At 41.0% G+C, this 21,003-nt stretch carries 16 protein-coding genes; 10 read left to right on the plus strand and 6 right to left on the minus strand.

Features of this window, described 5'->3' with window-relative positions:
- Positions 1-312: transposase family protein (locus tag G563_RS36240; protein WP_037326637.1), on the plus strand; the 312-nt coding region annotated here is incomplete at its 5' end.
- Between the two features lie 236 nt (positions 313-548).
- Here G563_RS36240 and G563_RS0129830 read toward each other — a convergent pair.
- The gene (locus G563_RS0129830) at positions 549-1,418 is read right to left on the minus strand and encodes an Imm30 family immunity protein (protein ID WP_157585723.1); all 870 of its coding nucleotides are present in this window, start codon (positions 1,416-1,418) and stop codon (positions 549-551) included.
- Between the two features lie 10 nt (positions 1,419-1,428).
- Positions 1,429-1,695, minus strand: a complete 267-nt coding sequence (locus tag G563_RS0129835) for a hypothetical protein (RefSeq protein WP_157585725.1) — start codon at positions 1,693-1,695, stop codon at positions 1,429-1,431.
- Between the two features lie 84 nt (positions 1,696-1,779).
- On the opposite strand from G563_RS0129835, the gene G563_RS0129840 reads away from it, so the two are divergent.
- The 4 genes from G563_RS0129840 (at position 1,780) to G563_RS0129860 (ending at position 6,297) form a co-directional block, all read left to right on the plus strand.
- Positions 1,780-2,058 carry a hypothetical protein gene (locus G563_RS0129840; protein ID WP_028668562.1) on the plus strand — a complete coding sequence of 93 codons (279 nt, stop codon included), beginning with the start codon at positions 1,780-1,782 and terminating at the stop codon, positions 2,056-2,058.
- 210 nt (positions 2,059-2,268) lie between these two features.
- Positions 2,269-3,657: a glucuronyl esterase domain-containing protein gene (locus tag G563_RS0129850; protein WP_028668563.1), complete on the plus strand. Its 1,389-nt coding sequence runs from the start codon at positions 2,269-2,271 to the stop codon at positions 3,655-3,657.
- Between the two features lie 47 nt (positions 3,658-3,704).
- On the plus strand, positions 3,705-5,024 hold the full coding sequence (locus G563_RS0129855) for an amidohydrolase (protein ID WP_028668564.1): 1,320 nt from the start codon (positions 3,705-3,707) through the stop codon (positions 5,022-5,024).
- Positions 5,025-5,718: 694 nt separating this feature from the next.
- Positions 5,719-6,297: a helix-turn-helix transcriptional regulator gene (locus G563_RS0129860; protein WP_028668565.1), complete on the plus strand. Its 579-nt coding sequence runs from the start codon at positions 5,719-5,721 to the stop codon at positions 6,295-6,297.
- A 157-nt stretch (positions 6,298-6,454) separates the two neighbouring features.
- On the opposite strand, the gene G563_RS0129865 is transcribed toward G563_RS0129860, so the two are convergent.
- Complete coding sequence (locus G563_RS0129865) at positions 6,455-7,333, minus strand: AraC family transcriptional regulator (protein WP_028668566.1); 879 nt, start codon at positions 7,331-7,333, stop codon at positions 6,455-6,457.
- 175 nt (positions 7,334-7,508) lie between these two features.
- Here G563_RS0129865 and G563_RS0129870 point away from each other — a divergent pair, with 175 nt between their 5' ends.
- From G563_RS0129870 to G563_RS0129890, 5 genes are all read left to right on the plus strand, one after another.
- Positions 7,509-9,980, plus strand: a complete 2,472-nt coding sequence (locus G563_RS0129870; RefSeq protein ID WP_028668567.1) for a glycoside hydrolase family 95 protein — start codon at positions 7,509-7,511, stop codon at positions 9,978-9,980.
- Positions 9,981-10,510: 530 nt separating this feature from the next.
- Positions 10,511-13,648, plus strand: coding sequence for a SusC/RagA family TonB-linked outer membrane protein (locus G563_RS0129875; RefSeq protein WP_084651018.1), 3,138 nt, complete (start codon positions 10,511-10,513; stop codon positions 13,646-13,648).
- Positions 13,649-13,689: 41 nt separating this feature from the next.
- Positions 13,690-15,207, plus strand: coding sequence for a RagB/SusD family nutrient uptake outer membrane protein (locus G563_RS0129880; protein ID WP_028668569.1), 1,518 nt, complete (start codon positions 13,690-13,692; stop codon positions 15,205-15,207).
- Between the two features lie 269 nt (positions 15,208-15,476).
- On the plus strand, positions 15,477-16,346 hold the full coding sequence (locus G563_RS0129885) for an AraC family transcriptional regulator (protein WP_028668570.1): 870 nt from the start codon (positions 15,477-15,479) through the stop codon (positions 16,344-16,346).
- Positions 16,347-16,433: 87 nt separating this feature from the next.
- A complete protein-coding gene (locus G563_RS0129890) occupies positions 16,434-17,537 on the plus strand; it encodes a twin-arginine translocation signal domain-containing protein (protein WP_028668571.1) in 1,104 nt (367 codons plus the stop codon).
- Between the two features lie 19 nt (positions 17,538-17,556).
- Here the strand turns inward: G563_RS0129890 and G563_RS0129895 are convergent, their stop codons facing one another.
- The 3 genes from G563_RS0129895 to G563_RS0129910 form a co-directional block, all read right to left on the minus strand.
- Complete coding sequence (locus G563_RS0129895) at positions 17,557-17,919, minus strand: iron chaperone (RefSeq protein ID WP_028668572.1); 363 nt, start codon at positions 17,917-17,919, stop codon at positions 17,557-17,559.
- Between the two features lie 13 nt (positions 17,920-17,932).
- Positions 17,933-18,436: an SRPBCC domain-containing protein gene (locus G563_RS0129900; protein WP_028668573.1), complete on the minus strand. Its 504-nt coding sequence runs from the start codon at positions 18,434-18,436 to the stop codon at positions 17,933-17,935.
- A 299-nt stretch (positions 18,437-18,735) separates the two neighbouring features.
- Complete coding sequence (locus G563_RS0129910; protein WP_028668574.1) at positions 18,736-20,874, minus strand: 3-hydroxyacyl-CoA dehydrogenase NAD-binding domain-containing protein; 2,139 nt, start codon at positions 20,872-20,874, stop codon at positions 18,736-18,738.
- Positions 20,875-21,003: the final 129 nt, after the last annotated feature.

The following is a 21,003-nucleotide window of genomic DNA, read 5'->3' on the forward strand; positions in this document are numbered from 1 at the left end:
GTATATGTTGATTTAGGTTATCTTGGTATTCAGAAAGAATACAAATTTTTGTCTTTAAAGATTCCATTTAAAAAGCCCAAAAAAAGCAAAAAAAATCCTTATCCAAGCTTAACATTAGAGCAAAAAAACTACAACAAGTCTATTAGTAAAAAGCGAGTTTTTGTAGAAAATGCAATTGCAGGAATAAAACGTTATCATATTTTAATTAACAAGTATAGAGGAAAATCTAAGGAAAAATTTGATGAAAGTATTGAATTATGCGCAGGCCTTTGGAACTTCAAAATCGACTTTAAGAAAAAGATAACTTGTTAGTAATCAACAAGAAAACAACTCTATTATTGATTTATATAAGTTTCAACTAAATATTTCATTAGTTCACAAAAAGTATTAAATATCGACATTTTCTCTAATGAACCTTTTGTTAGAACACAATACTGTCTACTTATAGAGGAGTAACAGTAAAAGTCCATATCTCCATCTGCTAACAAATAATATTGTTTTAAAGTTTTAAAGACTTGCTACTATATCTTACAAAACGCCTTCAATGTTTATTTTATTAAATAAAATTCACTTAACACTTCTAATTCTATCAAATTTTCTTCTTTCATTTTTTCAAATACAGGTCGCAAAATTTCTTTTTTATTTTGCAACCTTATTTGTAAAAACAACAAGTGTACAACATCATCTGATGTATGTAACAGCGAACCTATCATTGCTAAAAACCAGTCATGTGCATTCCTCAACAACAATTCTATGTTATTGAGTAAAAATGTCACATAGTCATTATCACTGTAATTGTGTTCTAATAGACTAATAATTGATTGAATTAAATCAGGCCGTTGGCTATCATCATAAATTACTTTGCATAAGTTATTAAACATCCATTCATCAAATACATCCATAGACATATTTTCAAGTTCCTCAAGATTATCAATAAATTTTTTCTCTTGATTTATATTTGTTATTTTATGATTTTCAATCAAGATTGTAATTATTTCAAAAAGTTTACTATTTACCATATTATTATTTTTTTCGTTAAAAATATCAGGGTATTTATTTTGTTTATTGTCTATTAACGCCATTAATTTATTCATTATAGATTGATTATAAACACCCTCTTGTTTATATATATCAACTAGATTTTGAATATCAAATCTTAATGCTTGTGAATGGCTTAAATCATAGTATGCTTGTCTTGTAATTGGGTTCATATTACTACGAAATGTAGCCGTTCTACCATGCCTTGTTGTACTTGAAAGTATCCCTGATGTTTCTTCAATAGTGATAGCGTTTCCATTTATAACAACTCCCTTTCTCTTTACTCCAACGGTTTGAATATGTGGCATTTTACAACAACCTTGACATATAAGCGTCTGAAAGGCGGCAGTTGGTACGTTTATAGAGCTTGAGTAACCCATTTTTTACTTATTACTTATATACCGGTCTGCGGTGGTAGCGCAACCGCTGCCGGTCAAGGAAACGGCTAGCAACGCTACCGGAAGCCGCAACACTAATGATAGGCGAGGCGGCGGGTTGGTTGAGGGTAAGCATACCCATGTCTGTGTAGCTCGACCAGCTTGCTTTGTAGTTGTCTTCCAACAATGCCGAAACGTTTGTGCTACCACCAAACACAAAATTGTATTTATTCAAGAACACTCTCCGCCGAAATAGTATAAAATATATGCCTTTTATCATTGTTTTGGTATAAAAAAACTTACTTTTATTGAATATAATTTTAGATTTCGTTGTAACTTTGAGCATACCCTACTTAGATAAATAATGAAAATGCCTAACCATCCCCCACTTTGCCCCATTACGGGGCTAGAAGCTGTTATGTACAAGGCTACTGATGAACACTTCCCCGGACTTCGTTACAAAATTCCGAGCGTTAGTGGCAATCTTGTGGTCTCAATTACGGAAAATGTACTTCAAAACATAGAAAGCCGTAATTCGCTCATTGAGCACCGTGACAAGTTTATAAAAAATCTTAAAATGATTGCAGAGTTGAGAGAAGAAACCGTCATTTCGATAGGAAATTGGTGGCTTTTTTTGAGATAAGGTAGACTTGTATGCTTATCTCAAAAATCACTCTTTTCCATTTAAGATAAGCAGTTGTTGGAGCAATTTTAAGCCATAGCTTTGCGGAAAGCTGTGGCTTTTATTTTTAAGGGATTTACTTTATCAAAACCCATATTTACTTTTTGCAAGAATTAATAAAAAAATACCGCTAAAAATGTCATTTTTGTAATAATATACAAACATTACAAAATGAGAAAATATGGGTTAGCTATTGCTGTAGTCTTAATGGCTTTAAATGACAGCTTAGCACAGTTTGGACGACGCACTCCAGAGCAAGATAGCATTTTTGCTCGCTTACAACGCCAAACCCGCGCCGATCATCAAAATATGATGGCTCAATTAGGCATCAAAGCGCTTAGGCCAGGCGTATCGGGCAATCCACAAGACGCCAACGCTGCCAATAGAGACGAAAACAAAGTCAATTCTTACACACTTCCTGATCCGTTGGTGCTAAAAAACGGCAAAAAAATTAAAACTCCTCAAGATTGGTGGCAGAAAAGAAGACCCGAAATTGTGGAGGACTTTGAAAAAGAAATATATGGGCGACTACCCCCACATATACCTACCGTACAGTGGAAGGTAGTATCTAGCAAGGATACAGTGATCGCAAACCTACCTATCAAAGAAAAAATTTTACGTGGTGTAGTCGACAATTCTTCCTTTCCTTCTATCAAAGTAGAAATTGAACTTTTAGTAGCAACCCCTCGTCCTACCACCAAGCCTGTCCCGATTGTGTTGGAGTTTGGTTTTATCCAATCACCCTTCGGCAATACGCCGCCTGTCATGCCCATTGGCTTGGGTTCAGCTGGCGAACCTACTTGGAAAGAACAATTGATTGCGAGAGGATGGGGCTACGCTGTCATTGTACCATCAAGTATCCAAGCCGACAATGGCGCAGGTTTGACAGAAGGCATCATCGGTTTGGTAAACCAAGGAAAACCACGAAAACCAGAAGATTGGGGGGCTTTGCGTGCTTGGAGCTGGGGAGCAAGCAGAGCGTTGGATTATTTTGAAACAGACCAAGACATCGACGCCAAACGGGTGGCGATTGAGGGTCTTTCAAGATATGGCAAAGCCACCGTCGTAGCGATGGCTTTTGAACCAAGATTTTCGTTAGCATTTATTGGTTCGTCAGGGGCAGGAGGAGTCAAAATTTTACGACGGGTGTTTGGTGAACAAGTCGAAAACTTAGCCTCTTCGGGTGAGTATCACTGGTTTTGTGGAAATTTTATAAAATACGCAGGCCCCCTCACTCCCTCCGACCTGCCCGTAGATGCCCACGAATTGGTGGCACTTTGTGCACCTCGGCCAGTATTTATTAGTTCAGGTTCTCCCCAAGTCGAAGGTCAATGGGTAGATGCCAAAGGAATGTTTTTGGGTGGAGTTCATGCCGGCCCTGTTTATCGGTTGTTTGGCAAAAAAGGCTTAGGTACTACCCAATTCCCTAGCCTTGGTACGCCCTTAGTAGAAGGCGACATCGCCTATCGCCAACATGCGGGAGGGCATAGCACTGGCCCCAATTGGAGTACTTGGATTGCTTGGGCTTGTAGGTATTGGGGAGAATGCAAATATTTTTAATGTTTACAAAAAACCTACTTTTGTAGTCTCCAACCCATCAACAACTCATGGCTACGCAATCCCTCTCTCGCAAAGATTTTATTAAAAATGCCTCAATGATGCTTAGCAGTGGAATGCTCGCCGTCGACAACGATAACCTATGGCAAGATTTAGACGAGGCTCAAGCCTCAAAATTGACGCTAAAAAATGTCAGATTGGAAACGGGTTTTGAATACGAGGAAGGGGAAGTCGTAGCTACCAAAACAGAACTCTTTACGATTGAAATAACCGATGGTAAAATAAGCGCGGTTTTACCTAACCAACCCACTACCAAGGCAATAGATGCGAAAGGGCTTTTGATGTTGCCCGCTTTTAGGGATATGCACATTCACCTCGACAAAACCTACTATGGAGGCTCTTGGAAAGCTCGCTCCAAAAAAAATCGAACGGTGAAAGATATGATTGCTTTTGAGCAAAAAGTAATCCCTGAACTACTCAAAACATCTACCTACCGCGCCGAAAAACTCATTGAATTGTTGCAGTCGCGCGGGAGTAATTTTGCACGTAGTCATGTCAATATTGACTCTACTTCTAAGCTTGATTCTCTTTATCATCTTCAACAAGCCCTTCAAAACAAAAAAGATTCTTTTGGGGCAGAGCTGGTGGCGTTTCCGCAGCATGGGCTTTTTTATACCGAATCGGCGCAGTGGATGAAAGAAGCAGCCAAAACAAACATCGATTTCATCGGCGGCCTCGACCCTACCTCTATTGATGGTAGTATACAGAAAAGCCTTGATTTTGTGGTACAATTGGCCCTCGAACACCAAAAAGGAATCGATATTCACTTACACGAAGGCGGCGAAGCTGGACTCAAAACCGTAGAATTTTTGATTGATAGAGTCAATGAGCACCCTGTACTCAAAGGTAAGACCTATTTGAGTCATTGTTTTGTACTGGCTCGGCTCGAAAAGCCCAAGCTTGAAGAAATGGCAGATAAACTCGCCCATGCCAAAATCGGGGTTGTATCCACGATTCCGTTTGGTAATACCATAATGCCCATTCCGACCTTGTATCAGTATGGCGTGGAGGTTATGACTGGCAACGATAGCATCATCGACCATTGGAATACCTTTGGTACAGGCAGTGTTTTATACAAAGCCAATCTCATGGCTCAGCTTTATGGCTATTCGTCGGAGTTAGAATTGTCGCGTTGTCTTAAACTTGCCACCCGCAATGTATTGCCCTTAGATGAGCATGGTAACCGTCAATGGCCCAAAGCCAACGATAAGGCAGATGTAGTGCTGGTAGAGGCGAGTTGTTCGGCTGAAGCAGTAGCGCGCGTTTCACCTATTAAATCTTTGATTCATCAGGGGAAAGTCGTCTATTGATTGCAAGAGTTGGCAAGTGACCAAACACCTTGTTCGTCTCAATCAACGTACCTGCTCATCTAGTTATATTTTCTTCGACAACACAAAATCGACTTTTGCGCACCGTTTTGTGACCCAACGATGAAATATGTATGTTTTTTACTGAATTCAAAAACGCGTTTTGAAAAATATAGGGCGAAAGTGTGTATTAGTACTTAACACTGCATGGAGCTTCCCCCCCAAGGCAAAACAAAACGCACATCTCCACAATTGCACATCATTTAGACAATTAAGACTTCACTGATTTTTTTACGAATATTGAAATAATATTTCGGGGCACTACCAATTAGTCATCTAAAGCATTATACAACTTTTCAGAGTTTTTATTCTAAATATCCCACCACAATATTAGATGTACGTACATTTAATGTCTAGTGACTTATTTTTATATCTTTCTTACTACAACCAACTTGGCCCGATTTGTTTTTATACCTTTTAGTCGAAAACATTCCGATATACAAAAAAAATATTCTTTCTTCATAAAAAAACAAACACAAAGAACAAAGTCATTTTTTATTTTTTTTACATGTGTGACTTTCGATTCCTAAACACGTCTTTTCTATACGTATACACCGTATATATCTACTAAAACTTAAACATTTAGTCTTGTTTATTCGATACCCTACACATTTTTAACACTCTAAATTAACTGATTATGAAGGTTAGCCCTATTCCCTCTTTGAATGATACTTCCAAAATGCAGCAACAGACAGTATGCATACAGATTGAGCAGAAAGACACGCCTATGTTGCTTTCGTTTTTGTTGTCAAAACAAATTTCTTTTGATTTAATATACCAGTCCCCGAACCATAAAACCACCTTAGTATCCGAACAGCAAAAGGAGTTGGTAGTAACACAAGATAGAGAAATGCTCAATAAAGAGATGCTTCTCTCAATGAGTGTGCGCCAAAAAATAGAATGGGCTTATGAATATTATATTCAACAAAAGTGTAACGAGTCTATTCCCTCAGAAGAAGAAATTGCTTCACAAATAGATATGGCACCAAGCCAATTTAGGACCTTGTTTAAGCGCATTTATGGTCAAGGGTTTTACCAACTTTATTTGGCCAAACGTATGGAATATGCTAGCAAATTATTGAGAAAAGGGTTCAAATGTAATGAGGTCGCAAAAGCAGTAGGATACGGGAATAATTCGGCCATCAAATTCAATAAAATGTTTCAGAAGCACTTTGGTATTACTCCTAAAAAGTACCAACTTAAGTATGTCCAATAAAGTCAATTATTATGTCTTGTCTCCTCCCTTCCTCCTTCCCCTTTGCTCAATATGGCTTTTCTGTTAAGAGAATAGGCATGTTATTTTTTACTACCAAAACGAGGTGATTCTGATGAGGATTAGCTCGTTTTGGCAATCAATTGTGCTTTAGTGCTTATTAATTAGAAATATGGGCTTTTTGATAAGAAAAGGGGCTCATACCCGTTAACGCTTTAAATTTTTTGTAAAAACAAGTAAAGTTGTTGAACCCACTTTCAAAGCATATCTGCTTGATATTCATTTTGGTGTTGATGAGTAGCTTGCAAGCATTACCGATTCTGATTTCTAACAAAAATTGTGAGTAAGACTTGCCCGTTCGGTACTTAAAATACCGACAAAACGAATTAGGAGCCAATCCCGCCAAGGAAGCGATTTCTTGGAGTTTGATTTTATCGTGGAAATTTTGGAGGGTGTATTTATAAATAGAATGAAGGCGCTCATTTTCAAACTCCGACGAATCATACTCAAAACCCAACGAAGACAAATAATCAGCTTCTGTGCAGTGCTGAGCCAGCAACAAACACTGAATCAGGGCGATTAATTGGAAAGTACCTTCGGTATTAAAAACATTCTCTATTTGCTTACCTACCTCCTGTCCTATCGCTCCGTGAAGCACCAACCCCCTCTTGGCTTTTTCGAGTACATTCTTTAACATCTTATTTTCGGGCAATAACAAAAATTGAGTTCCCCAAAAATCTTCGGTAAAATGGATAACCGAAGAGTAAGGCAGAAGATTGGGTTGCAGGGATGAATCCGCTTTGTCTTCTTGGTCAAAATGCCAATAATGCGGCAAATTGGCCCCTACCAATACAATATCTCCCGCTTTAAACCTTCGGATACTATCACCCACAAACTGAGTGCCGCTACCTCTATGAATATGCACTAACTCCACTTCTTTATGACAATGCCAACGATTGTTGACATTGGGGATTGAATCTTTACGAATACTAAACGAACGATTGGGATTGGTAGCTACTTGTAAAACTTGAGGTTTCATATTAAAAATTACTATAAATTTTCTGGCTTTTGGCATTTTATAGTTAAAATAGCTTACAATCTTGGTAATTTCCAAAATTATAGTCGATAAGAAACATACTTACTTTGCAAATATGGAAATGCCGTTGTTTCATTTATTCACAAAAACTCAACTCTGTAAGATAACCTACCTTATCATGAATCGTTTTTTACATTTTTCTTTGGTGTTTTTGTTGTATTCCGCTCAAGTCTTAAGTCAGTCGCCTCAAAAGCTTTGGTATTCAAAGCCCGCCGATAGATGGGTAGAAGCATTGCCTCTGGGCAATGGACAAATCGGGGCGATGATGTTTGGGGGTGTGAATGAAGAACTCATACAGCTCAATGAAGCCACTTTATGGTCGGGAGGCCCGCTCAAAAAAAATGTAAACCCCAATGCACATACTTATTTAAGCCAAATCAGAGAAGAGCTTTTGAACAAGCAAGATTATTCGAAAGCCGACGAGCTGACTAAGAAAATGCAGGGTTTTTATACCGAATCTTATTTACCCTTGGCCGATTTGCTTATCAAGCATCGGTTTTCTACGACGGCTTCTACCTCTTATTATCGCGATTTAGATATTTCCAATGCCGTGGCTACTACTCGTTTTAAGGTAGACGGTGTGGAGTATGTACGAGAAGCTTTTATATCAGCTCCTGCCAATGTATTTGTGATACGGCTCAGTGCCAACAAACCCAAGCAATTGAGCCTCGACATCAGTACTCAATCCAAATTACGGATTCAAAAACAAGCATTTAGCGCGAGCGAGTTGGTCATCAATGGCAAAGCTCCTGCGAAGGTTGACCCTTCTTATTATAATATCAAAGGCCGTCAGCCGATTATTTATGAAGATTCTCTGGGCTGCAATGGCATGAGATTTCAGTACCGTATCAAAGCAATCGCCAAAGATGGCGCAGTCAAAACCGATACCGCAGGCATACACATTGAGTCGGCTTCGGAGGTGATTTTGTACGTAGTTGCTGCTACTAGTTTCAATGGCTTTGACAAATGCCCCGACAAAGAGGGGAAAAACGAAAAACAAATCGCCGAAAACACCTTAAAAGCAGCTGCCAAACAGTCGTTTGCGGCGTTATTAAAAGCTCATCAAGCCGATTATCACCATTATTTCAATCGTTGTCAGCTTGTTATTAAAGATACTACTACTACCCCACCCCCATCACTTCCCACTGATGAGCAGCTTATCGCTTATACGAGTGGGAAGTATAATCCTGCCCTCGAGGTTCTCTATTTCCAATATGGTCGCTATTTGTTGATTTCGTCTTCTCGCCCAGGTGGGCCTCCCGCCAACTTACAGGGAATTTGGAACAAAGAATTGAGAGCTCCGTGGAGTTCAAACTATACCATCAATATTAACACTGAAATGAATTATTGGCCGGCCGAGGTCACCAACCTTTCGGAAATGCATCAGCCTCTGCTAGATTGGATTCAACATTTGGCCAAAACCGGAAAAGAAACCGCGCAAGAATACTACAAAACCAAGGGATGGGTAGCGCACCACAATTCTGATATATGGGCTTTGAGCAATGCCGTAGGAGACCGTGGCGCTGGCGACCCGGTATGGGCCAACTGGTATATGGGGGGTAATTGGCTATGCCAACACTTGTGGGAGCATTATCGATTTACGGGCGACAAAAACTTTTTGAGAGAAAAAGCATATCCTGTGATGAAAGAAGCAGCGCTCTTTTCGCTTGATTGGCTAGTGACCGATAAAGATGGCTATTTGGTAACTGCCCCTTCTACTACCCCCGAAAATAAGTTTATCGATGCCAATGGCAAACAACAAGGGGTATCGGTAGCTACTACGATGGATATGTCTATCATTTGGGATTTGTTTACCAATCTTATCGATGCCTCCACGGTGTTGAACCAAGACCGCGAATTTAGAGAATTGCTCATTGCCAAAAGAAGCAAGCTCTTCCCCTTGCAAGTAGGAAGCAAAGGCCAATTACTAGAATGGTACAAAGACTTTCCAGAAGCCGACCCGCGTCACCGCCACGTATCGCACTTATTTGGCTTACACCCTGGGCGCCAAATCACTAAAAATACCCCAACTTATTTTAATGCTGCCAAAAAGACGCTAGAATTGCGCGGCGACGACGGAACAGGCTGGAGTAAAGGTTGGAAGATTAATTTTTGGACGAGATTATTGGACGGCGACCACGCTTATACGCTTATTCGTCAGTTGTTGAAATATACCAATGAGACCGGAACCATCATGAGCAGAGGGGGTGGAACTTACCCCAATTTGTTTGATGCCCACCCACCTTTCCAAATTGATGGCAATTTTGCCGGAACCGCTGGTATGGCCGAAATGCTTTTGCAAAGTCACCAAGATAAGATTCATTTGTTGCCTGCCTTGCCAAGTGCTTGGCCCGAAGGACAAGTAAAGGGACTAAAGGCACGGGGAGGATTTGAGGTGTCTATCAATTGGGCTAAACAAAAATTGATCAACGCCCAAATCAAATCCCTCAATGGCGAAGATTTGAATCTGCTGACCTCCCAACCCGTAAAAGTACAAGGTACAACTCTCGAATCAACAAAAACAGAAGAAGGATATTTGTTGCAGTTAAAAACTCAAAAAAACAAGACCTATTTTATTAGCACAAAATAATACCCTTTATCATCTGTCATTTCAGTATATTATAGTTTATTAATCATCATATACAATGTACACTAAATACCCTAAAAATGGCAGATGATTTGTTGGCCTTTTTATAAAGCAATCTACCTTAAATACCCATACATAATTTAGAAAAAAGACAGCTTGTGTTCGTTGCCTAAACTCTACCTTTTTTCTGTTAAAATGCGATAAGCTAGCTAAAAATCTCTTTTGAATACGCTTTTTGGTAAAAAACACCATAAGCTTAGGGCATTTGACAATCCTCCCCTTTTTTAACAATGGTCTTTTCTGTTGTTATAGCAATTGCTTTGTATCTTCTTATAATAAGTATAAAAAAACCGTTTTTTTATATCCTAAAAAAGTCGGATTTATGCAAAAATAGAGCGTATTTCTCTATTCTTTCTCAGGCCGCTTCGTCTTACTTTTGTTTAATTAATTCACTGAATTAGGCTATAATTTTGGGCGTCTTCCATTATAAATCAGTACGAGTACTAAATTTTACATTTTAACCCTTTATGTTTATGACAATTCATTCTACGCTCTTTAAAAGGAGTAATTCTAGTTTGCCAATCTCCAAAAGATTAGGGCATGATGCTAGATACAATCCTGCAAAAATTGGCTCCCAATCAAGCCCTTTGAGACTGATTTTATCAGCTTTGCTAGTACTCCTGAGTTTTCAAATGGCAATTTCCCAAAACCGAGCTATTACAGGTACGATTTATGATTCAAATGGGTCACCCCTGCCTGGCACAAGTATTCAAGTAAAAGGTACGACCACGGGAAGTATATCCGACGTAAACGGCAAATACAGTGTCCAAGCTTCCAATACCGCTATTTTGGTTTTTAGCTACATCGGCTATATTACCCAAGAAGTAGCGGTCGAAAGTCGTAGTGTGGTGGATGTGACTCTCAAAGCCGATGCCGCCGCCTTATCAGAGGTAGTAGTAGTAGGATATGGAACCCAAAAGAAAGTTAATCTATCGGGTTCGGTAGCGACTGTGTCGGGAGCCGAACTTACCCAACGCCCGGTCCCCAACATGCAAAACTTATTGCAAGGACGCGTGGCGGGTTTGGATATTATTCAAAGTACGGGCGAGCCGGGTCGCGACGATGCGTCTTTTCAATTGAGAGGATTTGGCTCATTTGGAGCCTCTTCTGCTCCTTTGATATTGGTAGATGGGGTCATTGCCTCAATCAAAAACCTTTCTCCCCAAGATATTGAAAGTGTTACTGTACTTAAAGATGCCGCTTCTGCTTCCATCTACGGAGCAAGAGCTGCCAATGGTGTGATTTTGATTACTACTAAAAAAGGGAAAGCAGGTAGAACCCAAATCGAGTACAATGGTAGCATGGGTATAAGCGAAGCTACCAAATACCCTGAGCTTATTACCAATTCGGCCACTTACATGGATATGTACAATTCAGCCCGTCTCAGAAGCGGTCAGCCGGCGCTTTATACCCAAGCGCAGATTGATTTGTACAAAAACAATCCAAACAGCGACAAATACCCCAACTTCAACTGGCTAGATTATGTACTAGGAAAAGGCCCTATCCAAAATCACCACATTGGATTTTCGGGTGGAAATGAGCAGACGGTTTACAATGCTTCTTTTAATTATTTGGACCAACAAAGTATTACCAAAGGTTACAAGTACAAAAGATATAATGGCTTGATTGACTTTTCGTCACAAGTGCACAAACGCGTAAGAGTAGGTACCAATATCAACTTGTCGTTTCAGGATGCCAAAGCACCTTGGCTCACCAACGACAACCTCCTACTACTAGCCTATGCTTCTGCACCTACGATGATGCCTTTTTTGCCTGACGGAAGTGGAAGAGCTACCAACCGCGATTTTACAACAAATGGTACTGGTAACAGAAGCGTAGAGGAAGTATATGCTACGGGCGGGCAGTTTACCAAAACCTACAATGCCAACGCGCAGGCGTTTGCGGAGGTAACTATCTTGAAAAATTTGAAGTGGATGAACAAAGCGGCGATTACGTACTTTAATGAACAATACAAAAACCGTCAGTATCCTTCACCTTCTTTTGCTTATCAACCTGATGCATCAGGAAACTACGTACAAGTAGCCAACGGTAACCCTAACTTCAACGGCTTACAACAAAACGAAACGCGCTCACTTACCAAAACGTTTTTTAGCACACTCAACTATAATACACAATTTGGCACTGATCATAACCTCAACGTATTGGCAGGATATGAACAGCAAGACAACCTGACCGAAAACATTGGTGGCGCTAGATACGACTTCCCAACTACCTCTATTATGGTACTTGATGGTAGCGGTCCTACCAACCAAACCACCAACGGAAATGCATCTGAATGGGCATTACAGTCTTTGTTTGGAAGGGTCAATTATGATTTCAAAAACAAATACTTCCTCGAAGGAAACCTCCGTTATGATGGCACTTCTCGCGTGGGTATCGACAATCGTTGGGGGATTTTTGGGGGTGGCTCTGCTGCTTGGAAACTTTCTGAAGAAAACTTTATCAAAAACAATGTTTCGTGGGTAGATAACCTAAAATTGAGAGCATCTTATGGTACGCTTGGCAACCAAGAAATCGGTAACTACCCTTACCAAGATGTACTTAACCTTACGGCCTATCCTTGGGGTTCGTCGCTTACTACCGGTGCTCAGTTGACTCGCTTGGTTACCAAAGATTTGAAGTGGGAAAAAACCTCTATGTTAGATTTTGGGGTAGATATCGACTTGTTTAAGGGGCTTTTTGGAGCCACTATCGACTGGTACAAGCGCGACACCCGAGACATCCTCACTCAACGTCAAGATTTACCTACCAGCGTAGGCCTTACAGCTCCTATCGTCAATGCTGGAGCCATGCAAAACAAAGGGATAGAGCTTGAATTGAGACACAACAAGTCAATCAATGATTTTAATTATGGAGTGAGTGTGCTTTTCCACCGCTACCGCAACAAAGTCACCAAAGTATTGGCTGAAACTTTAGGAACCATTGAAGTAGGTCAGCCTTACAACAACTTTTTCATGTATGAGTGGGCGGGAATTTTTCAAAGCCAAGATGAAATCAACACTTCCCCTAAGCAGCCTAGCTCCGGCACTCTCAAACCTGGTGATTTGAAAATCAGAGACCTAGACGGAAACGGCACCGTAGGGCCCGAAGATAGAGTGCGCATCAGTCGTTTTCCTTCTTACAATTACTCATTTAACCTAAACGCAGGCTGGAAAGGGTTTAACCTAACGGCTTTCTTCCAAGGCGTACAAGGCATCAAAACCCAAGTAAGTGGCTGGGGTTATGAGCCATTCCAGCAAGGTTCAGCGCCTCCGTTGAGATTTCTAAATGCATGGTCGCCTACCAATCCAAGCACTACCGTACCTGCCGTATATCAAGTAGGATACCCAGGCGTAGCAGGCTATACCTCTACTTATTTCTTACAAGATGCCTCTTATTTGCGTTTAAAGAACCTTTATTTATCTTATACTTTCAACCAAGACCTTATCGGTAAGCTAGGAGCCAAAGGGTTGATTGTCTATTTCTCAGGCGACAACTTGATTACGTGGACCAAATACGAAGGCAATGACCCCGAAAGAGCTGGTTCTGGTAGATTTGCACAATTCCCTCAGTTGAAAATTTTCACGGGAGGTTTAAACATCAAGTTTTAATCCAAATAGTAAGATTTTCATTTTTAACTTTTTTGACGACAATGAAATTTAACATAAAACAAATCATTCCGTGCTTAGTAGCCGCGATGAGTCTAGGTACACTCAGTTCTTGTGATAAGGACTTTTTAGACAAAAACCCTCTAAATGCTATTTCAGGCGCTACGTTCTGGAAAACCGAAACCGATGTAACTATGGCCTTGGCGGGTGTATATCGTACCCTCCAAAATGGTATCTATGGGCATCGTAAACCTTTTTTCGACGCTTACTCAGACAATGCCTATGACCGCCACAATTACTTTGGGTACCAAGCGGTGACACTAGGAGTCATCAATCCTAGTAACATAAACGGGGGTCTTTATAGCCAACCTTATGTAGGAATTGCGGCTTGTAATTATTTTTTAGAAAATGTAGGCTCGGTCAGTGCTGTTTCGCAGGCCAACAAAGACATCTATTCGGCAGAAGTACGTTTTTTACGAGCCATGTACTATTTTGATTTGGTACAAATGTTCGGCGGAGTGGTCTTGTACAAAGTAGCTCCCAAAACTGCCGAAGAAGCTAAAATCAAACAAAGTACCAAAGAGGAAGTGTTGGCGTTTGTGTTGGAAGATTTGGACTATGCCATTTCTAAACTCCCTTCCACTGCTTATTCTGGGAGAGTAGTGAAGGCCGCAGCGCAATTTTTGAAAGCAAAAGTGCGTCTTTATCAACAAAACTGGGCTGAGGCGGCTTCAATCACCAACGAAATCATCAATTCAAAGCTGTTTTCAATTTATCAGGGAGGTTTTGCCAACCTTTTCTTGGCAAGCACTCAGCAAAACAACCCCGAAATTATATTTTCTACCAAATATTTAGCTCCTAACAACCCACAAGGCAACGAAGGGATGCTGGTAGAAATTGGCTGGTATGGCTGTATTGCTCCTTATCAAAATCTGGTAGACGAGTACGAAATGACCAACGGGAAGATGATTTCTGAAGCAGGTTCGGGCTATGACCCCGCCAACCCTTATGCCAACCGCGACCCACGTCTGCGCATGACGATTAAAGCTCCTGGAGACCCCGAAACAACCAATTTTATTCATACAGACCCACTTCTGACAGGGTTTGCTCAGAAAAAATACATGGATTTGTCGAAATTACCGTACGATAGAACCAAGATTCCATTGACGGACATGAACGTCATACATATGCGCTACGCTGAAGTTTTATTGGCGTATGCCGAAGCTAAAAATGAAGTGTCGGGACCAGATGCTAGTATTTATGAAGCCCTCAACAGCATCCGCTCCCGAACAAGCGTAAAACTTCCAGCGGTTGATCAAACCAAATACAACACCAAAGAGTCGTTACGGGAATTTATACGTCACGAAAGACGGGTGGAATTGGCCTTAGAAGGACATCGTTATTTTGACCTAAAACGTTGGAATATTATGTCGTCAAAATTAGCAGCAGTTAAAAACCCTGCCGGTCAAGCATTGATTTTTGGGGAGAAAAACAATGTATTACCTTTTCCGCAATCGGAAGTAGATAGAAACAAAAGTTTGACCCAAAACACTGGATATTAGTACTTTGAATGCTCTTTTAAAAGTGGTATTTCTACGCTGTAGCAATACCACTTTTATTTAAATAGTTATCTGTTTCGCTTAAATAACCTAAAGTTCATGACAGTAAGCCCGTAAAATATCGTTAATTTATAAGCCTAAATAGCTAAACAATAAAGTAATCACCTGAAAAACAACCAACTAATTCATATACATAAGCCATAAAACAGAGCTATCTTCATACCTAAGTACCTATATCCCATTTCGTTATTAATAATCAATATCCTACCAAAATGATTAATACCCTTTATACACTCAAATTACATCTTTTGCATATTGGGTACGCCTCTTTGGGTACCAATTGGCAATATGATGGAGTGCTAAGCCCCTTCTCTCGTCTGTACTTGATTACGGAAGGAGAAGCCTGGGTTTATCATAATCAGCAAAAGTATTTGCTAAAACCAGGATATATGTATCTTATCCCTAAGTTTTCGGTGAGTCGTTATCATTGTGATACCCAAATGGAGCAATACTATATTTCGTTTTTGGATGAATCAGAAAACGGCCTCTCCGTTTTTGATATGCTCCCTTTTGTATATGAAGCTAAGGCTTCACATTTTGACAAAGCTTTGTTTCAACGTTTGCTAGACCTGCATCCGGGCCGAGCTATCCTCAAAGCCGATCCTAAAGCTTATGACAACCGTGCGGAGCTCCTGAGCTTTAATCAAAATTATTCGCAAGCAGAAGACAATCGACTGGTAGAGACGCACGGAATTTTACTTCAATTAGTATCCCGTTTTATCTCTTCTCAATACCCCGTAAAACCCAAAGAAAAACGCCCCCCTAACGAATTTGGTTTAGTACTTCGATATATTCATACGCATTTAGATAAAAAACTTACGGTAGAACAACTAGCTGAATTACAGGGTCTAAACTGCGATTATTTCTCTAGGCAATTTTTGAAAGTACTTGGAATAAGACCGCTTGATTATATTATCAATAAGCGCCTCGAACGAGCAAAAGTACTCATGACTACCTCCTCGCTTTCTTTACAGGAAATCGCCGACCGGGTAGGAATATTTGATATATACTATTTTTCGAGGCTTTTTAAGAGCCGTTTCGGTGTGCCACCTAGCCGCTACCGCAAACAAGTTTTTGATTGAAATCCTCTCCCTTGACCTCCTCCATACACAGCGTGTGTAAGTGCTTTTTTTGACAAACTTTTGAAGTTAATACTATCCTAACCCAATATGACTACTCGAAGAGATTTTCTCCGTAAAACTGCATTAGCCGCAACCCTAGGCCTCGGAACATCCAACATTTTGGCTCATGCCAACCCTCCCACCTTAGCTACCGACTTAGTAATTGGTCATCAGGGCTTTACGTACAAAGTAGATAAAAATTGGGCTAAAATCAGTGTGAATAGCACTCCCCTTTTCAATTGTCATGAGATGGTACAAGACAGTAAAGGGCGTCTGATTATGCTGGGTGATAATGTACAGAACAACATCCTTATCTTCGATAAATCGGGTAAATTATTAGATAATTGGGGAACAGCCTACGCAGGTGGGCATGGTTTGACGTTGGCCAAGGAAGGCGAAGAAGATTTTTTGTACATCGTAGATTGTGGATGGTACCAAGACCGCACAGGCAAATGGAATCGACAAGCAGGGCAAGTGGTGAAAACTGACTTGAATGGACGTATTATATTTACCTTAGGCCACCCGCAAACAATTGGCATTTATAAACAAGATGAACCATTTATGCCTACCGAAACAGCCGTCGCACCCAACGGAGATATTTATGTAGCCGACGGATATGGGTCAGATTATATTATTCAATACAATGCCAAAGGACAATATATACGCCATTTTGGAGGGCACCACAATGCCAACCCAGAGCATAATTTGCAAAATGCTCACGGGGTAGCTATTGACATTCGCAATAAAGCCAATCCAACCCTTATCTGTACCTCACGCGATGAAAACTGTTTCAAAATCTTTACCCTCGACGGCAAATTCATCAAGCGGGTTGATTTGCCCGGCATGTATATTTGCCGCCCTGTGATAGCCGGACAAAACGTGTATGCAGGTGTTTGTTGGTCTAAGGATAAAGAAGGTAAACGCAATGCTAATTCGGGTTTTGTTACGATTTTAGACAAAGACAACAAAGTAATTTCGTGCCCCGGCGGTCAAGCCCCTGTGTACAAAAATGGTATTTTACAACCTACACTTCAAGCCGAAGTACCTATTTTCCAGCACGGCCATGACGTTTGTGTAGATGAAGACGAAAACCTGTACATCTGCCAATGGAACGCCAATTATACACCACCTGTCAAGTTGACCAGAGTGTAGGCAAGAATTCAGAGATGATTTATGAGCTTTTTTTTATTTTCTCTTCCACCCTATACTTTACGATTTTTGCAATCAAATCCAACGGTATGGGTTTGTCAAGTGGAAATTGGATAGAGCCTTTTCCGGTTTTAAAACCCTTAAAATCAGACTCAAACCGCTCATCGTTTAGCGGAATGGGATAAAACCCAATGTGTTTTTTGAAAGCCGCAAAATATACCAAGTTGCCATTGAGTACAAAAGTAGGCATCGCATACTTAATGGCTTCTTGGGCAGCGGGCGCAGCCGCCCTAACGGTAACGCGTATTTGCTGTAAAATCGCTTGCACTTCAAGAGGCTGCCAAGCTATGTATTCGTCTATATCTTTGGCTGTTTTTTTTTCCATGACCTAAAACTGCTTAAACAGTGATTGCGGAAGTCTGAAGCAAATCGTCCAAATTTTCAAAAATCGAAACTACTCCTCCTTCCATTCCGCTTTCTATCATGGCATCGCGGTCGGCTACCGAGCGGCATACATCGTGAATAGTGAGTTTGGTTCTGTCTTCTGGCAATGCTTCAAATAGCATCACCTCTAGCACCACATGACCTCGCTCTGGAAGACCCTCAAATTCAGAAGTTTGCACAATGCGCTCCGGTGCTGTGAGTTCGTGAATGACTCCACTAAATACACACAATACTTCGCCCTGAGCATTGGTATGCGTATATCTGTATTGGCCTCCTTCGCAGTAATCATGGGTATTGAAGTGCATAGTGACGCCTTTGGGCGCAAAAAATTGAACCAAAATCTCAGGTTGACTAAAGGCTCTAAACACCAACTCCCGAGGCGCGTCAAACTCGCGATAGATAAAAAGCTCTTGCTTTCCTTTTTCTGCTACAATCTGTGTTTTGTTTTTGCTAGCCATTTTGTTTCAATTTTAGTTGTCGTAGTAATTCATCCAATTGTAAAAAACGCTCTTGCCAAATCTTACGGAAGGCTTCGAGCCAATATCTATTTGCTTTCATCTTACAAAAATTAAAAGGGTAAAGAAGGCCTTAAAAGCAACCAATCAGTTGCAAATATATAAGCAACTAATTGGTTGCGCAAATTTCTAAGCAAAAATTTTAAGATAAGTGATAAAGCAAACTTTCTAAGACTTAGCGTAATATTAAGCTCCATTTTAGCAAAGCTCCAACAGGATGCTAAAATGGAGTTCAAAATCTTCTATTTTTCAGCTTTTTCCCTGAGTTTTTGGGTAGGACGAAAACGCTCCCCGTAAGTATCTGCCAAACGGTCGAGGGTATCTACGAAGGTTGTTGTACCCACAAAATCTACGAATGACAAAGCACCACCCGTGTAAGGTGGAAAACCCCACGCCAATATCGACCCCAAGTCGGCATCCAATTTGGTACGAATCACTCCCTCTTCCATACACCGCACCGCCTCAATTGCCTGACGATACAACAAGCGTGTTTTTACCTCTTCCAAAGTAGGCTGACGCTCCACCAAAGGAAACAATTGGGCCAAGCCTTCCCATAATGTTTTGGGGGCATTGGTTGGATAATCGTAAAACCCTGCTTGGGCTTTTTTGCCAGAGCATCCAAGTTCGGTAAATTGTTTACTGATTTGGTAGCTTGTATCTTCTGCCGAGAGGGCACCATCTTTCAGGGCTTGCGCCGCGATTTTGTAAATCAAATCCAAGGCTACTTCATCTGCTACCGCCAACGGCCCCACGGGCATTCCGGCCAATTTCCCAGCGTTTTCGATCAAGATGGGGTTTACTCCTTCTTTAAGTAATTCCATGCCTTCGGAAGTATAAGTACTGAAACAACGAGAAGTATAAAACCCACGTGAATCGTTGACGACAATAGGCGTTTTTTTGATTTTTCGCGTAAAATCAATCGCTAAAGCTAGGGCCTCATCTGAAGTCTCATTGCCTACAATCAGTTCTACGAGCATCATTTTATCGACGGGCGAAAAGAAATGAATCCCAATAAAATTCGCAGAATTGGCGGAGGCCTTGGCAAGTCCCGTAATCGGTAAAGTGGAAGTATTGGTACCAAACACACCTCCCTCGGCCAGCATCGGCTTGGCCTCTTGGGTAACTTGGGCTTTTAGTTCACGATTTTCAAAAACAGCTTCAATTATCAAATCACAACCTTTCAAATCCTCTACCACAACCGTGGGTTTAATCAACTCCAACAGCGCTTCCACTTTAAGTGCGTCGATTTTGCCGCGTTCTTGCATTTTTTTCAACAAAGTACGTGCGTAGTCTTTGCCTTTTTCGGCTTGTGTAAGGCTCACATCTTTCAATATTACCTCTATTCCGACAGCGGCACTTACATATGCGATACCTGCTCCCATCATACCTGCGCCCAAAACACCAAGCTTTTTCACCTCTTTTTTAGGAATATCTTTCGGGCGGCTCGCGCCTTTATTGGCTTCGTTTAATCCCAAAAACATTGTCCTAATCAAATTACCCGCCACTTTGGAGGTGGCTACTTGCACAAAATGCCGCGCTTCTATGGCTATGCCTTTGTCGATATTGACCAGTAGCCCTTCATACACACACGACATAATATGCTGCGTAGCGGGGTAATTGCCCTTGGATTTGTCCATCATCATGGCCGTACCGACCGTAAAAGTCTGCATTCCTACCGGACTCAACACATTGCCATTGGGTACTTTATAATTGTCTTTGGCCTGAATTTTACCCGTTTTCTTGTTGATTTCGTCCCAAGGTTTCACAGGCTGCGGATTGGCTTCAATCCACGCCACAGCCTTCGCCATCATGTCGTCGGGAGTATTAGCGACCTCATCTACAATACCTACTTTAAGGGCTTCTTTGGGCGACATATCCTTGCCTTCGAGCATCAAAGGCAGCGCTGCTTGCATCCCAATCATCCGTGGCAAACGCTGCGTGCCTCCCCCGCCGGGCAACAAACCTAACTTCACCTCAGGTAAGCCTAATTTCGCTTTAGGGTTGTCCAAAGCCACGCGATAATGACACGCCAAACAAATCTCCAATCCACCGCCCAAAGCCGTCCCATTGATAGCAGCCACGACGGGTTTACCGTTGGTTTCTATTCTACGAAAAATCTGATTGAGGCCCGTCGAAATTTTAAGCATTTCGGCAGGGTCGGCGTCTTGATTTCTCAATATCATTTTGAGGTCAGCGCCAGCTACAAATTCATTTTTTTCGGAAGTAACAATGATTCCTTTGACATCCGCATCTTGATAAGCTTTTTCGAGTGCTGCTTCAAACGCCGGAATAGATTCATCGTTGAGTACATTCATGGGTGCGCTACTCATGTTCCAACCCAAGATAGCGATATGATTATGTATTTGATAAGTAATTGACATAGTGATGTTTATTTAACAGAAAAACGAGACTTTCCAAGCATAACTTGCATAACTTGCCCCAAACTATCATTTGGGGCAAAAACGGTACTGCGGCTCCGACGCAATACCTGTACGTGAAACAGTTTTTAT

This window comes from Runella zeae DSM 19591 (assembly GCF_000423565.1).
Lineage (GTDB): Bacteria > Bacteroidota > Bacteroidia > Cytophagales > Spirosomataceae > Runella > Runella zeae.

Excerpts from the sequence above, each read along its gene's own strand:
- G563_RS0129830 (WP_157585723.1), bottom strand. The coding sequence starts at position 1,418 with ATGGGTTACTCAAGCTCTATAAACGTACCAACTGCCGCCTTTCAGACG.
- G563_RS0129835 (WP_157585725.1), bottom strand. The coding sequence starts at position 1,695 with ATGATAAAAGGCATATATTTTATACTATTTCGGCGGAGAGTGTTCTTG.
- G563_RS0129840 (WP_028668562.1), top strand. The coding sequence starts at position 1,780 with ATGAAAATGCCTAACCATCCCCCACTTTGCCCCATTACGGGGCTAGAA.
- G563_RS0129850 (WP_028668563.1), top strand. The coding sequence starts at position 2,269 with ATGAGAAAATATGGGTTAGCTATTGCTGTAGTCTTAATGGCTTTAAAT.
- G563_RS0129855 (WP_028668564.1), top strand. The coding sequence starts at position 3,705 with ATGGCTACGCAATCCCTCTCTCGCAAAGATTTTATTAAAAATGCCTCA.
- G563_RS0129860 (WP_028668565.1), top strand. The coding sequence starts at position 5,719 with ATGAAGGTTAGCCCTATTCCCTCTTTGAATGATACTTCCAAAATGCAG.
- G563_RS0129865 (WP_028668566.1), bottom strand. The coding sequence starts at position 7,333 with ATGAAACCTCAAGTTTTACAAGTAGCTACCAATCCCAATCGTTCGTTT.
- G563_RS0129870 (WP_028668567.1), top strand. The coding sequence starts at position 7,509 with ATGAATCGTTTTTTACATTTTTCTTTGGTGTTTTTGTTGTATTCCGCT.
- G563_RS0129875 (WP_084651018.1), top strand. The coding sequence starts at position 10,511 with ATGACAATTCATTCTACGCTCTTTAAAAGGAGTAATTCTAGTTTGCCA.
- G563_RS0129880 (WP_028668569.1), top strand. The coding sequence starts at position 13,690 with ATGAAATTTAACATAAAACAAATCATTCCGTGCTTAGTAGCCGCGATG.
- G563_RS0129885 (WP_028668570.1), top strand. The coding sequence starts at position 15,477 with ATGATTAATACCCTTTATACACTCAAATTACATCTTTTGCATATTGGG.
- G563_RS0129890 (WP_028668571.1), top strand. The coding sequence starts at position 16,434 with ATGACTACTCGAAGAGATTTTCTCCGTAAAACTGCATTAGCCGCAACC.
- G563_RS0129895 (WP_028668572.1), bottom strand. The coding sequence starts at position 17,919 with ATGGAAAAAAAAACAGCCAAAGATATAGACGAATACATAGCTTGGCAG.
- G563_RS0129900 (WP_028668573.1), bottom strand. The coding sequence starts at position 18,436 with ATGGCTAGCAAAAACAAAACACAGATTGTAGCAGAAAAAGGAAAGCAA.
- G563_RS0129910 (WP_028668574.1), bottom strand. The coding sequence starts at position 20,874 with ATGTCAATTACTTATCAAATACATAATCATATCGCTATCTTGGGTTGG.